Source organism: Arenibacter echinorum, from assembly GCF_003259375.1.
Classification (GTDB): domain Bacteria; phylum Bacteroidota; class Bacteroidia; order Flavobacteriales; family Flavobacteriaceae; genus Arenibacter; species Arenibacter echinorum.
Window position 1 is genome coordinate 726,157 of the sequence record NZ_QLLN01000001.1, and the last position, 16,468, is coordinate 742,624.

The 16,468-nt window shown below is 42.9% G+C and carries 11 protein-coding genes; 6 read left to right on the forward strand and 5 right to left on the reverse strand.

The window, feature by feature from the left end:
• Positions 1 to 4 precede the first annotated feature (4 nt).
• Positions 5 to 1,672: an L-lactate permease gene (locus LV92_RS03125; protein WP_111622167.1), complete on the reverse strand. Its 1,668-nt coding sequence runs from the start codon at positions 1,670 to 1,672 to the stop codon at positions 5 to 7.
• A gap of 377 nt (positions 1,673 to 2,049) precedes the next feature.
• On the opposite strand from LV92_RS03125, the gene miaE reads away from it, so the two are divergent.
• Positions 2,050 to 2,631, forward strand: a complete 582-nt coding sequence (miaE, locus tag LV92_RS03130) for a tRNA-(ms[2]io[6]A)-hydroxylase (protein WP_111622338.1) — start codon at positions 2,050 to 2,052, stop codon at positions 2,629 to 2,631.
• A gap of 340 nt (positions 2,632 to 2,971) precedes the next feature.
• Here miaE and LV92_RS03135 read toward each other — a convergent pair whose 3' ends face one another.
• From LV92_RS03135 to LV92_RS03145, 3 genes are all read right to left on the reverse strand, one after another.
• Positions 2,972 to 3,880, reverse strand: a complete 909-nt coding sequence (locus LV92_RS03135; protein WP_111622168.1) for an NAD(P)/FAD-dependent oxidoreductase — start codon at positions 3,878 to 3,880, stop codon at positions 2,972 to 2,974.
• Positions 3,881 to 3,905: 25 nt separating this feature from the next.
• Positions 3,906 to 4,124 (reverse strand): hypothetical protein, encoded by a 219-nt coding sequence (locus LV92_RS03140; RefSeq protein WP_111622169.1) that lies wholly within the window; start codon positions 4,122 to 4,124, stop codon positions 3,906 to 3,908.
• A gap of 96 nt (positions 4,125 to 4,220) precedes the next feature.
• Positions 4,221 to 5,081 (reverse strand): helix-turn-helix domain-containing protein, encoded by an 861-nt coding sequence (locus LV92_RS03145; protein ID WP_111622170.1) that lies wholly within the window; start codon positions 5,079 to 5,081, stop codon positions 4,221 to 4,223.
• A 1,241-nt stretch (positions 5,082 to 6,322) separates the two neighbouring features.
• On the opposite strand from LV92_RS03145, the gene LV92_RS03150 reads away from it, so the two are divergent.
• The 3 genes from LV92_RS03150 (at position 6,323) to LV92_RS03160 (ending at position 10,841) form a co-directional block, all read left to right on the forward strand.
• A complete protein-coding gene (locus LV92_RS03150; protein WP_146613503.1) occupies positions 6,323 to 7,192 on the forward strand; it encodes a tetratricopeptide repeat protein in 870 nt (289 codons plus the stop codon).
• Positions 7,189 to 8,859, forward strand: a complete 1,671-nt coding sequence (locus LV92_RS03155) for a metallophosphoesterase (protein ID WP_111622172.1) — start codon at positions 7,189 to 7,191, stop codon at positions 8,857 to 8,859. Before LV92_RS03150 ends, LV92_RS03155 begins: the two co-directional genes overlap by 4 nt.
• 104 nt (positions 8,860 to 8,963) lie before the next feature.
• Positions 8,964 to 10,841 carry a cytochrome-c peroxidase gene (locus tag LV92_RS03160; RefSeq protein ID WP_111622173.1) on the forward strand — a complete coding sequence of 626 codons (1,878 nt, stop codon included), beginning with the start codon at positions 8,964 to 8,966 and terminating at the stop codon, positions 10,839 to 10,841.
• Positions 10,842 to 11,582: 741 nt separating this feature from the next.
• Here LV92_RS03160 and LV92_RS03165 read toward each other — a convergent pair.
• Positions 11,583 to 13,316: an alpha-L-rhamnosidase-related protein gene (locus LV92_RS03165; RefSeq protein ID WP_211322920.1), complete on the reverse strand. Its 1,734-nt coding sequence runs from the start codon at positions 13,314 to 13,316 to the stop codon at positions 11,583 to 11,585.
• Between the two features lie 77 nt (positions 13,317 to 13,393).
• On the opposite strand from LV92_RS03165, the gene LV92_RS21725 reads away from it, so the two are divergent.
• Positions 13,394 to 13,540: a hypothetical protein gene (locus LV92_RS21725; protein WP_170126271.1), complete on the forward strand. Its 147-nt coding sequence runs from the start codon at positions 13,394 to 13,396 to the stop codon at positions 13,538 to 13,540.
• Positions 13,541 to 13,568: 28 nt separating this feature from the next.
• Positions 13,569 to 16,337 (forward strand): alpha-L-rhamnosidase, encoded by a 2,769-nt coding sequence (locus tag LV92_RS03170; protein ID WP_111622174.1) that lies wholly within the window; start codon positions 13,569 to 13,571, stop codon positions 16,335 to 16,337.
• The last annotated feature ends 131 nt before the right edge of the window (positions 16,338 to 16,468 follow it).

The following is a 16,468-nucleotide window of genomic DNA, read 5'->3' on the forward strand; positions in this document are numbered from 1 at the left end:
GAAATTAATAGAAAATAAATATAAGACCTAAAAGTCCCACGACCAACAAATAATATAGGGTCGGCACTATGGTCTTTCTCAGTACCATGCCTTCCTTACCAAGGAAGCCCACGGTTGCCGAAGCGGCCACCACGTTGTGGATCGCAATCATATTGCCGGCCGCTGCACCCGTGGCTTGGAGTGCGACTACGATAAAAGAGGGCATCGCCAGTTTTACGGCCACTCCATATTGGAAAAGCGTAAACATAAGGTTGCTCACTGTATTGCTACCTGCAATAAAGGCGCCCAAGGCACCTATAGACGGGGCGAACAAGGGGTATATGTCGCCCACATTACCGGCCACCCATTCTGCCATGGCAATGGGCATCCCGGGCAGTCCGGATGGGTTTAATCCAGAATTGATATAAATACGCACCATAGGAACCGTGAAAATGAGCACAAATCCTGCACCCAACAACATTTTAGCGCTGTCTTTAAAGGCAATCCTGACCTTGGCAGATTTCATTTTATGAAGCCAGATGGTAATGATTCCCGCCAAGAGCAAAATGGTACCCGGCAAATAGAGCGGGCTGCTGGATGCCGATATGGAAGTCCCCAATATTCCGGTCCAAGCTATTTTGATATCCGCAAGCCACCCTTTTAAGGGTAGTTGGGGAAGTCGGGAAAGTACCAACAAGGCGGCCATTATGATATAGGGTAACCATGCCTTGACCAAGGACATTCTTTTTTCTCCTTTATCGTCGTTCAATTTTACGTTTAAGGTACCAAACCAAGTGGAAGGCCAATTCTTTTCCTTGTCGAAGTCCCACGTTTTCTTGGGCACCAGGAAGCCACGTTTTGCAGCGAATACTACTATGGGGATAGCTACCAATGCCCCGAGCAACGAAGGAAATTCGGGACCCAAAAATAGGCCAGTAAGCACATAGGGCACCGCAAACGCAAACCCCCCAAAAATGGTAAAAGGCAATATTTGAAGCCCTTCTTTCCAGGACTTGTTTTTTCCAAAAAAGCGGGTCATCATACATACCATAAGAGTGGGCATAAGGGTTCCGGTAATACCGTGCAGTAGCACCACTTCTGAAGTAACCATTTGTATGTAGTCGGAAAGTTGAAGCCCCGATGCAGCCAGCTCGGCAGCGAATTCAGGACTTTGGATGCCCCCACTTACACCTACCAAAATAGGGGTACCCACTGCGCCAAAAGATACCGCTGTACTCTGCACCATCATGCCCAACATTACCGCGCAAAATGCAGGAAATCCCATCCCCACCAATAGGGGTGCTACAATGGCGGCGGGCGTGCCAAAACCGGCTGCCCCTTCAATAAAGGAACCGAACAACCAGGCAATGATGACGACCTGTACTCTGCGATCCTCCGATATATCGGCAAAACCTTTGCGTATCGCCCGGAGTGCGGTGGAATATTTAAGTAGGTTCAAGAGTACAATAGCTCCAAAAACAATATACAGAATGTCAAAAGTAATGAACAGCCCTTGGATGCTGGAGGCCACAATATCTATGATGTCGATATCCCAGGCCAAATAGGCAACAACGACCGTAGCCAAAAAGGAAATGGGCATGGCTATTTTGGCCGGGGTTCTAAATCCTACCAAAAGAACTGCCGCTGTTAAGATAGGAACGACCGCCAAAAATGCAAGGATCGATGGTGACATACGCGGTTGGTTATGGTTTTATATTCTATTGTTCTATGTCTACTGGTAAAAAAAAACGGATGGCCAGCCCACATGCCATCAAAACCCTAACTGTCCTCGTTTCCTTTATCTTGGGCCACTATTTCGAAAGTCAACATATGGACCACGTCATCCTTTAAGGGGATATATGCGGACCCTCCACCTATGCTACAGATTGATCAAAAGTTCGGCATGGGATTTCAAAAAGAAATATACAATGCTCTGCTTTAGCGTTCAAGGAAGATAATAAAAATTACTTAACACAAATAAGGCTGCAGAAAAAAGTACGTCCTGTAAGCCGTTAAGATTTAATGATTTCTTGTTCTGTTAATACCTATTTTTACAAAAAACATTGGCCCATGCTTCATTTAAAATTAGCCACAGACCCACGTTGGGTTAATATTGTTGAAAAAAACACAGAAGAAATACTAACAGACCATGCATGGTGCGAACAAAAGGCCGCTACTAATGCAATTACTATTATTACACTTAATTCCGAATACCCCGATTTAGTTACGGATCTGCTCCTTTTGGCCCAGGAAGAACTGGAACATTTTCAAATGGTACATAATATCATTAAAAAGCGCGGTTACACCTTGGGCAGAGAGCGCAAAGACAGCTATGTTAACGAGCTTTATAAGTTTATGAACAAAGGTGGCAGTAGACTTAAATCTATGGTAGATAGACTCTTATTTTCCGCCATGATTGAAGCGAGAAGCTGTGAACGTTTTAAATTGCTGTCAAAAGAATTAAAAGACCCGGAGCTTTCAAAATTCTACCGCGATTTAATGATCAGCGAAGCAGGCCATTACACCACTTTTATTGGTTTTGCCCGCAAATACGGCCAGGATATAGATGTGGACCAACGCTGGCAAGAGCTTGTTGAATTTGAAGCTGAGGTGATAAAAAATTACGGAAAAGAAGAAACAATACACGGATAAAATTAGGATGTGTTGCAACTGCGTAGTGTTTGGCCTACTGTTGAGGGGTACTCGTCACAGATGATGGTTGTATTCAGTGAAGAGTGTCATTTTTGTTCCAAGCCTATTCCTCTGGACAAGTTTAAGCCGGAGAATAGAAATTACTTTAGTTCTACTTCTTGGATGCTTTCCAGTCAAAATACTTTTTAGGATCTACTATAAGATTAACAATCAATAGCATTTTATCACATTTGGGGCATTCAGAATCCATGACAACATCGTAAACTTCCCCTTGACTTCACTTTTTTTCATTCCATATGTAGCCATTTCCAGCGCGGTACTAATTTCGTTTACCAAATCATTAAAATTTCTCAAAAACAAGCTCCTTGTTCACCATCATACCTGCCGCCGTGCCCATGGCTACAGCATTGGCTACGGTGCGTAAGCGCGACACATTATCTCCACAGGCATATATGCCGTTAATAGTGGTTTGTAAATTGGCATCGGTTTTTAGGTAGCCTTCCTCGTTCAATTCACAACCCATGGCCTCTGGTATAGCGCTATGCTGATCAAAGGCTGTTTTGTTATACATGGCGGTAACGGCTGCCTTGGAACCATTTTTAAAGATGATGTTTTGCAGCTGCCCTTTGTGGTGTTCCAAACGTTCAATTTCAGTTTCTACTACGCTAATATTATGTACTCCTAATTTGGCAGTTTGTTCCGTGGTCAAGGTGGATCTGCCATTGGTGTAAATGGTTAACTGCTGGGTCCAATTGGAGATCAGTTTTCCAAATTCGAAGGCATAATCCCCATTGCCCAAAATACCTGTTATTTCATTTTTCACTTCATAGCCATGGCAATAAGGGCAATGCAACACGGAGATGCCCCAACATTCCGAAAATCCGTCAATATTGGGCATTATATCCTTAATGCCCGTTGCGAAAATTAATTTGTCCCCACTAAAAGTTTCACCAGAGGCTACTTGAATTTTAAAGGCCTTGTTGGTGCCGGAGCCTAGTACGGCAAGTCCGTTGAAAAAATGAACCATAGGGTAGGCTTCCACCTGCTGTTTTGCTGCGGAAGCTATTTCAGCAGGGGTTTTACCATCATTGGTAATGAAGTTATGGGAATAGGGTGTTTGTCTGTTACAGGGCGTATTGCTATCAATAATCAAAACCCGTTTTAAGGCCCTCCCTAATGCCATCCCTGCTGCAAGACCGGAATAGCTTCCTCCAATGATGATGACATCAAAATGTTCTTCCTTTTTCATGGTGTTGTATTTTTAAAATGGTGAGTTACTGATTTCTTCTTTGCATTTTCTTCATTAATGTATCTATAAAGGGCACGCCCACAAATACGATCCATGGCACCAATACAATGGTAAGTACCAAGGTTCTAAGGTAGAGGGGAAGGGTGGCCAGTTGGTTGCCAAAAATGAAAAGAAAGGCCGTAATGGAAGGATAAATAGCAATCCATATTTTTAAGGATGCCAAGAGTTTTACTTTTGTTTTCATGTTTATGTCTTTTATTTCACATTGAATTATTTTCTGATGTAAAAGTAATTTCACATGAACAATCCATAATAGGACAGAACTGAAGTTGAATGGTACTTAACTAAAATTATGTCGGTAAGCATCGGGCGTATAGCCCGTGTGTTTTTTAAAAAACCGGATAAAATAGGAGACATCCTCATAGCCTAAATGATAGGCTATCTGGCTCACCTGACTAGAAGTGGCCAATAAATTTCTTTTGGCCTCCAGTATACAATATTCGTTTATGAGTTGTGAGGCATTTTTGTTTAATAATGCCTTGGTTATGGCATTAAGCTGATACACGCTGAGGTGCAATAAGTCCGCATATTGGGATACTTGCTTGTATTGGGTAATATTCCCTTCTACCAGTTCCAAAAATTTCTCGAGTTTCTCTTGCTGATATGGGGTAAGGGTATAGTCTGGACCAGTATCTTCCCGCTGCCTTAAAAGTTGAATAAACAAAATACTTAAATTGGCTTTGATGACTTCATGATATTCTTCCTGCTTACCGTTATATTCCAATAAAATGGATGATAATAAGGGATCCATTTTTTTAAAGAGGTCGGCATTTAACGGATAGTGGTTCTGGTTGCCCACCTTGAGCAACAACTGTGGGGAAGATTTGTTGTGGGAGAGGAAATAGTCCGTTTTAAATTGTACCAAATAACCAGTGCTGCCATGTTTAAGGTGTAGTTTGTGCACCTGCCCAGGCCTTAATAAAAAGATGGAATAATGGCCGACTTCATAGGGGACAAAATCTATTTCATGTAGGCCATTAGCTTTTATGAGTATGAGCATTAAAAAAAAATCATGTCGGTGCAGCTCTTCCACCAACTCCTTTCCGTCCAGGATGGCTTCGAGACTTCTAATACTAAAACTTCCCACTAAGGTTGGCTCTTGATTACTTTCGGGAAGTTGCCTTATGGGGATGTTTTGCATTGTATTTAAATGTTATTGACCATGGAGTTATATACCTGGGGGAAATGCTATTTGCTCACATAAAATTAAGTGAAACTCTGAATCAATCCCAAAAGTTGTGTGTGAATTACAAAAAGATATACCTGACCAGCTCAAGTTAGTGTTCTGTTCATTTTTTTTTTGCATCGTCCAAATGCGTAGCATTGGCTGCGCCGAATCTCGATTTGGCGGCAAATCATCGATTTCATGAATACCATTAAAAATCAATAGACCAGCCGATGAATAGAAAACGACCAGGGCCGATAAACGAAGGTACTGTGTCCTTTGTTGCCAGGAGCCAGCTGTAGCCTAGGAGGTTGATTTTAAATTTCTTTAAATCTACGCAATTTCCACAGCCGCGCTGTCCAGACCGCTTTCACTAAGGTGAAATGCTCTTTGGACAGCTACCTAAACCCACTGTGGAAACCACTTGATTTAAGACGAAATCGAAGATTCACGAAAACCTATTAAAAACAATAAGAACCACTTAAGTAAATTGAAAATAGGCCGTTCCCTTGTTCAGTCCACACGAACAAAGTTTCGATAAATTATTGCTCCTTTTCCAATGCCGTTGTATTTTCTCCGTGGAGTCCGTTGCCGGGTCTATCTTCTTCCGTCGTGGAGATGTCATGGCCGTAAAGAATTATTGAAGCCTTGGAAATAATTTAGGCCATGGCATCGGTCCTTAAAATCCAGAGATTTTAGGGACCACCTAGCGAAGAAGGGTCTTTTCTTTTGTTTCGTTTTCTTTGGACAAGCAAAGAAAATGAAAGAATAATTTAATCATTGGTTTTACTAAATTGCTCCTATTAATTAAAACTATTGATCAAAAAACACGACTGATCAAATTAATCCTAATTTCTGCATAAACACAACAATTATTCTTGATCCCAGATTCATTACATCTTTCTAATTTTTATGATAAATGGACATAGGGTGTTTTTTAAGAACTGCTCCTTTTGGAATGCCAGTCCTAAGATCTTCGTTTCTCTTTTAACAAAAAATTAACGCACTGGAAAAACACATTTAATATTGTTTCAATACGTTTGATAGCCGGGGCCTTGGAGCCGTTTAAAAATGATAATATTCCATCTTAAAATGAGAACTTAAACGAAAGTGGGGGCCACATAGGTTGAAAATGTACCTCCACAGCGTTGTCTCTCTTTTAAATTTTACTGTATGGAGGAAGTTCAGAAAAAAGGAAATTATATTAACCATTGGCAATGATTTTTAATACGAAGGGTTATCTACAGTACATGATGAAAAGAACGCTACTAGTGTTGCTGTTTTTGTCCTTGTCCATGCCCATGTTTGCCCATGGGGATTTAAGCATGCGGATAGCGGAAAAAACGGTGGCCATATCCGAAGATCCCAAAAATTCTGTACTGTACTTTGAAAGAGGCATGTTGTACCAACAGCACATGGAGTACGACTCTGCCCTGGAAGATTACCATAAATCCCAATCCTTGGGAAATACAACCAAGGAACTACATTATCAAATTGCCGAGGTGAACTATATCACCGAAGGGTACCAGGAGGCACTGCAAAGTATAGCCTCCTATTTGCAATTGGATAGCAAGGACCTAAGCGCTAAAAAATTGCAGGCCCAAATATTGTTCCAGCTTCAATCCTATAAAAAATCCTTGGAGGGGTACCGTTATGTTATCCATCATATGAAGGACATTCGGCCCGAGGATATATTGGAATACTGCAACATCATACTGGCCGAAAACAACAAAAACTATAAAGGTGCCTTGGAGGCCATCCAATATGGCCTTGACCAACTTGGCCAGCACACCCTATCGCTTCAACTTAAAAAATTGGACTACTTAAAAGAGTCGGGTGAAACCGAAAGGGCCTTGAAACAGTACAATTATTTTATCCTGGAATACAATAGAAACGAATTCTGGTATTATAAAAAGGCCAAGTATTTAGCGGAAATAAAGAGACCACATGAGGCCTTTATCTCCTTAAAACTGGCTACGGTTGCCATTGAGCAATTGAATGCTAAGTTTAAAAATATGAGTCCCGTAATAGAATTAAAAGAACAAATAAAAAGCTTGGAAAGCTCCATTAACAACCAAAAATCATGATCAAAAAAAGTACCTTTTTGCTTGCCGCCCTATGTTCGGTGGTTTCAATTGCCCAAACTTCCCATGTAGATCTTCCCAATGTAAGTGCTGTTGCGGTAAGCAACAATGTTGGCCTTCCGCCGCATTCCGCTGCGGTAGCAGTAGTAAGGGGACCTTATTTACAGAGCGGTACCCCAACATCCGTGGTGGTAAAATGGAGAACGGATATCGCAGCCCAATCCGTTGTGCATTACGGAAAAACATTAAAATCGTTATCCAAGAAAGCAAGCAACACGGCTTTGACCAAGGAACATGAGGTTAGACTTTCTGGTCTAAGCCCTAACACCAAATATTATTTCAATATCGGCAATAAAGAAGGAGTGCTGTCCGAAAGTACTTCTGGCGATATGTACATCATAACAGCTCCTAAAGCAGGTACCAAACAATTTGTACGGGCATGGATTTTGGGTGATGCCGGTACGGCCAATAACAACCAGAGGGATGTAAGGGATGCCTATTACGATTATGTGGACGCTGCTCCCAAAAATACCGGTAAAACGGATATGATGTTGTTTTTAGGGGATAATGCCTACGGCAGTGGTACGGATGAGGAATATCAAAATGCCCTGTTCGACATTTATGACGATATGTTGAAAAAATCCGTGGCATGGTCCTGCTTGGGAAACCACGATGGGAAGTCGGCCGATTCGGCAACTCAGTCCGGTCCCTACTATGATATATTTACCTTCCCTACCGCTGCCCAGGCGGGCGGCACTGCCTCAGGGACAGAGGCCTATTATTCCTTTGATTATGCCAATGTTCACTTTATAATACTGGACTCCCATCATACCAGTCGCGAGGTGGGTGGCGCTATGTACAACTGGACCTTGACCGATATTCAAAACACCAAACAGGATTGGATCGTGACCTTATTTCATCATCCGGTATACACCAAAGGGTCCCATGACTCGGATACGGAAGATCGACTAATTGAAATGCGGGAAAACTTTATGCCTATGATGGAGGCCAACGGAGTGGACCTTATTTTAAACGGGCATAGCCATTCTTATGAGCGCTCCTATTTCTTGAACGGACACTATGGATTTGCCAATACGTTTAACCCGGATGAGATTACAAAGGGCGGTAATACCGTTGGCTCCAATGGAAATGGGGACGGTAAAACGGATAGCGATGGTGCCTACCAAAAAACGGCTGTGGCTACGGAAGGTGCCGTATATATTACTACGGGTTCTGCCGGTAAAATATCCGGAGGGGACCTGAACCATCAGGCCATGTCCGTTTCCTTGAACCAACTGGGTTCCTGTGTTATGGAGGTGGAAGATGACGGTAAGGGAGGACAAAACCTGACCGTGAAGTTTTTAAGGGAAACCGATGAGGTTGAAGATTATTTCACCATCAACAAAACTGCTTTGGATCTTAAAGGGGATGGCAATGTACGGGCATCAAAAAGTGCAGGCCTATCCTATGATGCCGACAAGGCTTTGGTCAATCTTAAGGTGGACCAAAATGAGCGACTAAAGAAGGTTAAATTCTATAACAACATAGGGAAATTGGTGAAGAAAACCAGAAAGAAAACCATCAATGTGGGCAAGCTGCCAAAAGGCATGTATGTAATTGAAGTTATTACAAACAATAAGGCGTATACCGAGTCGATTACCATAGAATAGTTGGGCCAAAAGGGTTATATTTAAAATGACCTTTCCATTGTAAGCCTTAAGCAAGGGTAGCGGTATTAAAAAGCCTATAAAATGGTAAAAAGCGGTTGTTGAAAATGAGGAAGACAAGCATTTTATTGGGATCTTTTTTTATTTGCTTGCTGATGTTGTCCGGGAGGCAAATGGCCATTCCGTATCAGAATGATACTATTCCGGAGAAAGTCGCGGTACTATATACAGCCAATTTTCACAAGTTTCAAAATGAAGTCAACTCATTGGCTGCCCTTGCCAATAAGGCAAGTTCTGTGAACGAATGGGAAACGCTGAAAAGTCAGGTTGAAAAAACCAGGTTGGCCTATAAGGAGATCGAATTTATTTTTGATTATTACCAAACCTTCTACAATGGCACCTATATCAATGGTGCCCCTTTGCCCAAGGTAAGCGAGTATTTTGAAGCCGAAAAAGTTATTTCACCTGGTGGCTTACAGGCATTGGATGAAGCGGTTTATGACTCAGCTTCCAATGAAAATCTGCAGCACATAAAAGTATTGGCCAACGGACTCAAAGAACGGGTAGATTTTATAGCGAATATACATTTACCGGTTCATTTAAAGTCGAGCCAAATTATTGAATGCATCCGCTCTGGCATCGTTAGGATCTTTACGTTGGGACTAACAGGTTATGATACTCCAGGGTCTGTAAACGGGTTGATGGAAAGTGCCGTGAGCTGGCAAAGTATGGAAACCACATTTCTAAACTTTGAAGCGGGGATGGCCCCAGCAGCCAAGGACCAGTTTGAAGCCATCAAAAAACACTTTACCAAGGGCAAGAACATATTAAAAGCCAATACCCATTTTAACGATTTTGATAGGTTGGCCTTTTTAAAGGAGGTCGTAAACCCCTTGTATGCGGCCTTGTTGGAATTTCAAAATGCAAACAAGATTAAGCTGGAGCCCTATAAAAAGCATGCCCAAAACTATAAGGCCATGAATATTTTCGATATAAATTTTGTGAACACGGATTTTTATTCGGAACTGGTTTATTTGCCTTTGGACAACCCCAAGACCATAGCCTTGGGGAAACTGTTGTTCGGGGATCCCCAGCTTTCCAAGGACAATGTCATGTCCTGTGCCAGCTGCCATAACCCTAACAAGGGTTTTTCCGATGGTTTGCCCAAAAGTGTATCCAATCAAAAAGGTGTTTTTACGGCAAGAAATGCCCCCACTTTGATGGCTGCGGGCTATTCCGCGCGATATTTTTGGGATATGCGGGCCTTGGATCTTGAAAAACAAGTGATACATGTTATAGATAACGATCTGGAGTTCAATACCAATTTTGATGCGATTGTCAATAAACTCAATAAAAGTGATCGTTACAACAAATTGTTTAAAGAGGCTTATGGCGGTATTGCCAAAGAGGATATCAATCAGCGTTCCATAAGCAATGCCATTGCGGCCTATGTAAACTCTTTAAAATCCTTCAATAGTCCGTTCGATAAATATGTGCGTAACGAAACCAAGGAGTATCCCGAGAATGCCAAACGGGGATTTAATCTGTTTATGGGGAAAGCGGCCTGCGGAAGTTGTCATTTTGCCCCGGTGTTCAATGGCACCATTCCTCCGTTTTATCTAGAATCGGAATCGGAGGTGTTGGGCATTACCCAGGGTTTTGATTCTATTGCCCCAAAGTTGGATACGGATTTGGGACGAATGGGCAATGGTCTAAAAATGGACAATCATCCTTTTCTTAAAAATTCTTTCAAAACGGTTACGGTCAGAAATATAGCCCTGACAGCACCTTATATGCACAACGGTTTATTCGCTACCCTGGAAGATGTTCTGGCATTTTACAACCTAGGTGGAGGCGCAGGAATGGGTTTGGAAGTAGAAAACCAAACCTTGCTCGATGGGCCCTTGAATCTGTCCCAGCAGGAAATTGAGGATATTATTGCCTTTATGGAAACCCTAACGGATGTACGTGACTATGGGGATTAAATGGTTGATGTTCAATGTTTAAAAGTTGAAAGTGGAAAGTTGCCGAAACAGTCATTTCGAATGAATATGAGAAACCGAAGGTTCACGAATACCCGTAAAATAGAAATGGCAAGAGCTAAATCACACAAGCTGCTCTGACCACATATGTGTGACTTCTCAATCGCCCGAAAAAGGGCTCATGTCGAAGTGACTGCCTTGTCCGGTTGAGCCTGCCTGCCGCAGATTGACGGAATCATGAACTATTGGGAAAGAACTCCTTTTGTATGCTAAAACTAACGGCTCCCCTCTTGGAACGAAGAGGGGAATGAATTTTGCGCCATTTGGCGTGAATGTCCCGATAACGATCGGGAGGGGAGATTGAAATCCCGCACCTTAAATCTATCCCCAATCCATTGTCACCTCCTGAAGACCTGGGCTGTCAATCCCTTCCGTCTTCGCTTGTGGCGAAGCCACCTTGTCCTCCCGCGGAAAACGCGGGACAGGCTTAACCTAGGGAAGGAGCCCTTGGTGTCGTCATCGCGGGTTTACCTACCGCAGGTAGACTCAGGGTGCGGCCATGATATCTTCACAACAGACGAAGATCTGCCCAGCATCTCAGTGAACAATATGTTCCGCGTTAGGGACCGAGGCGGCATCCCCGCAGCAGCGCAAGGGATATAGCCAAGGGCCCGCCCGACCTAGGAGGGAACGCCCAAAATATAAGCTTGGAAGACAATTTTGAAATACTTCCCAATCCTAGCTCTAGTTAATTAGAGTCAGCCCTTCCGGGGCGTCTATTTCTGTTTTTATAGTGCCATCCGCATTCCTCTTATGGCTTACTTTTAACACTCCATATTTTGTGGGGAAACTTCCTTTTGCCCACTCCAGATCTCCTAGATGGGGGTCAATTTTAACCTTTTCACCCCCCTCCAAAACGTTGATGCCCAAAACGTGTTGACTCAGCCAGGAGGTAGGTCCACTGGCCCAACCATGACATAGACTATGGCGGTAGCCAACATAGCAGTATTCTCCAAAGTCGCCATGGATATCAAAATTGTTGGCAGGAATTAATTCATCTATTCTGCCACTATTGGCAACATCCAGGACATCGAAATCTTCCCAAAAAGTGGTGGCGCCCAAATCTAACATTCCACCCCAATAATCTCGAATCACTCGTAGTGCACCATTATAATCCTTGGCCTTGGCCATGGCTTCCAATATATAGTATCCATAAAAAGTGGACATGCGCTGTACTCCATCTTTGGTGAGTATTTCCTTATTCACCTTTTCGGCATCATGAAGGTTGGCCAATGCCATCAACGAAGCGGCCTGTTTGGTGGTAATATCCTTTGGTCTATGTTTTTTAAGTTGTTTGGCCACTTTTTCGTATTTCAATTGTAGGTCGTTCTTGCCCAAAATTGCCATCATCTCCGAACCGGCCTCAAAGGTCATTACCATCATGGCCTGAAGTCCTGCATGTATGGCTTCGGGTTTTTCGCTGGTCGGCCAATCCAAGAACCGATGTCCGTTTAAAATCTCTTTGTTGTCCTTGTCAATGAATGTGCCCAATTGATCCAATAAACCGATCATATAGGTTTCCTGTTCCTTTAGATAGGCAAGGTCCCCATGGTAATTATAGATGTTCTCATGGATTAGCAGCCACCACATGGAGTAGGAGCTAATGCCGTTCATCCATTGGGGTAGGGGGTGTTGGTCACGGGCCAGGTCTAAACTTTTGTTGACGATTTCATGGTTTCCGAAAACGGTATTGATCGTCATTACTTCGGGGTGCATATCGCCCACCCAAACCAAGCGGTCGCGTTTAATGCCGTCCCATAGGAAATTCTGCATATTGAGTTGTACGGTATAGGCCCCTGTAATCCAGATTTCGTTCAAGCGCTCATCATTACTTTCAAAACTGCCCAAATAGGGTATATCCCGGTACACAAAGGCGGCCTCTATAGATTTTATGGGAAGGTCTATCCCGGCGTCCACCACATCTACGCGCAAAAACCGAAAACCGGTTTCACCAACTTCCACGCTTCCCAACCAAGGGACTTCAATAATAAAATCGCGTAGGGAATGCTCGTTGGTGGCATTTTGTTTTCCCCCAATGTCGGACATCGCTTCCCCGACCGATTCGCCAAATCGCAATCGCAACTTTACCGGTGCTTTATCTGCACGGATGCCCGCGGAAATTTTTATTCCTCCATGGATCTGCTTGCCATAATCCAATAGTATGGCAGGTTTTTTATCCGCTTTGCTTATCAATCTAAATAGGTTTTCCTCGTTCACGGCCACCTGCCCGTTTCCCTTTTTTAAGAGGCTTTCGGCATTTTGCATGGATTCAATGGAGTCGTCGGACTGCCAAACAATCCTTTGTGGCGTTAAGTAGGTTTTTATCATTTCCGAATGTTGCGCCTTGTCATTGTATTCCTCTCCAAATACAGGGGGCAATTGTCCAAAGCCAAATTGTAGGTACAACAGTGCAGTCAATAATGGTAGTACGTTTTACATTTTTTAAATTGGGTTAACACAAAGTCAATAAATCCTATTTTTCGTAAAAATAGGATTTGAAAAAAGTCTATCTATCCTGTACCGTGCTGCTATTGATTATGGATCACGGCTCCAAGGTTATAGGGGGAAATCTAAAACAGCACAGTACAGGATGGGTTTCATTCCAATGGGTGTTAATATTGTGGTATAAGACCATATTTTAATTTTTATAATTTTTAAGGTAAATAATCGATGAAGAACAGACTTGCGCTCCTTTTTATTACCCTCTTAACAGTTGGCAGTTCCTATGGCCAAAATAAGGATTCAAAATCCCTTGGCATACTTGAACCTAGGGTAGAGTATCACCAAAACCCTGAAGGCATTGATGTACTTCAGCCTCGATTTAGCTGGATTTTAAAGGGGGAAGGTCGAAATAGGGTGCAATCGGCCTATCAAATTACAGTGGCTTCCTCCATGGAAAAACTTTCGCAAGACCAAGCGGATATTTGGGATAGCGGTAAGGTTGTATCCAACCAGACCAATCAAATCGTATATGAGGGGATTCCGTTGGTTTCCGCGACCAAATATTATTGGAAGGTGCGTGTTTGGGACGAAGCGGATATGGTATCCACCTGGAGCACACCCGCCTATTGGTCCATGGGGCTTTTGAAATTTGCCAATTGGCAAGGACTCTTTATAGGTCATGATGTAGGATATAATAAGGCCGATAAATACGATAGTCTATACCTTCCACCTGCCCGCTACTTGCGCAAATCCTTTAACCTGAACAAGAAAATAAAAAAGGCAACGGCCTATACTACGGCATTGGGTCTTTATGAACTACGCTTAAACGGTAACAAGGTTGGCGAGGCTAATTTTTTACCGGGATGGACAGACTATGACAAACGCTTATACTACCAGACTTTCGACATTACCAATAATTTAAGGGAAGGAGAGAACGTCATAGGGGCAGTCATTGCCGATGGTTGGTATGCAGGCTATATAGGCTATGCCCTTTTGGTACGTTTGGATAAGGTCCGTGAGTTCTATGGGGTAAATCCGTCCTTTATGGGGCAAATACAAATTGAATACGAGGATGGAAGTATGGAGACCATTGCTTCGGATCAAACGTGGAAATCCAACGAAGGCGCCATCCGTGAGGCGGATATCATTATGGGCGAGACCTATGATGCCCGTTTGGAAAATACAGGTTGGGACGCTCCCAACTATGACGATAGCCAATGGAAAAAGCCTAAAGTCTACACTTATCCCAATGGAAAATTGCAAGCCTATCCGGGAACCCAGGTCAAAAATACGGAGATACTGAAGCCCATAGCAATGACAGAGCCTAGTCCGGGAACCTATGTCTTTAACCTCGGAAAGAATATTGCCGGTATTGCCGAACTTAAAGTACAGGGACCTAAAGGCACCAAAGTTCAACTCCGGTTCGGGGAAATTTTAAAGAATGACGGCCAGATACAGACCGAAAACCTACGAAAAGCACGGGCAACGGACACCTATATTCTAAAAGGGGAGGGCTTGGAAACATGGAAGCCAAAATTCACCTATCATGGTTTTCAATATGTTGAGGTCACTGGTTTTCCTGGAAAACCTACACTGGAGGCCATTACAGGACACGTATTTAGTTCCATAGAAACCGATGCCAGTACCTTCGGTTCTTCAAATGCCATGAACAATACGCTTTTCAAGAATATCAAAACCACCCAAAGTGCCAATTTTTTTGAAATACCAACAGATTGCCCACAACGGGATGAGCGTTTGGGATGGACGGGAGATGCCGAGATCTACATGCGTTCTGCCACCTATAATGCGGATGTAGCAGCCTTTATGACCAAGTTTTTGATCGATTTGGATGATGCCCAACGCTGGTATGGGGCCTATCCCAACTTTGCGCCTTTTCCTTACTCACGGCCAAATCAATATGCCCCTGCCTGGATGGATGCCGGGGTTATTATTCCCTATAATATGTATAAGGTTTATAATGATACCCGTATTGTGGAATATATGTACAAGGGGATGGAAAAATTCATGGAGTTTCAGGAAGATGCCAGCACCGATTATTTAAGACCTGGAGGGGGAAATAATTGGGGGGATTGGCTCGCCGTCAACGAAGAGACCAGTCACGATTTTGTAGGCGCTTCCTTTTACGGATATGATGCAAAACTGATGGCCGAAATGGCAGAAGCATTGGGGAAAACCGAAGATGCCGCAAAGTACAGCAAGCTCTTTGGAAATATTAAAAAGGCCTTTGCACAGAAATATATTTTGGACGACGGTCGCACTTCCGAAGATACCCAGACCAGCTATGCGCTTGCACTATATTTCGATTTGTACCCCAAGGATCTGGCAGAAAAAGGAGCTGCTAGGTTGGCAGAAAAAATAGAGAAAAACGGATTTAAATTTTCAACGGGATTCCTGGGGACAAAACATGTAATGTTGGCCCTGTCCAAATATGGTTATGACGATATCTCCTATAAAATTTTCCAGCAGACCGAATATCCCAGTTGGGGGTATTCCGTGGAAAATGGAAGCACCTCCATATGGGAGCGATGGAACAGTTATACCAAAGACGATGCGGAGAACTCGGACCTCAATGCCAGCATGAATTCCTTTAGCCACTATGCTTTTGGCTCGGTGGCGGAATGGATGTTTCAACATGCTGTAGGCATAGATACCGAGGATGCAGGCTATCGCAATATCATTATAAAACCATCCATTAGTAAGGAGATGGATTATATAAACGGGAGTTATAAAAGTATCAATGGCACCATATCATCGGCTTGGAATTGGAAAGGAAAAGAAGTGCAAATGAATATCGAAATTCCTGTCAACACCAAAGCCAAAGTTTATATTCCCACGGCGGAAATTACCAATATTAAGGAAGGAAATAAAACATTATCAAAGGTGGCATCCATTAGTATTTTGGAATCCAACGATCAGGAAACCATTCTTGAAATTGGTTCGGGAACTTATTCCTTTAGGGTGAAGGGGGTAAGGTAAGTTTTTGGTGGAATCTCTTTTTGAATGATATGCCAATGCCCCATTATTTTTTTAGAATTAATAAGGAAGCAGGATAGTCAGTCGGGAGGGACGTTCTAAATGTTCAGGGTATCGATGTGCTCATTATCCAT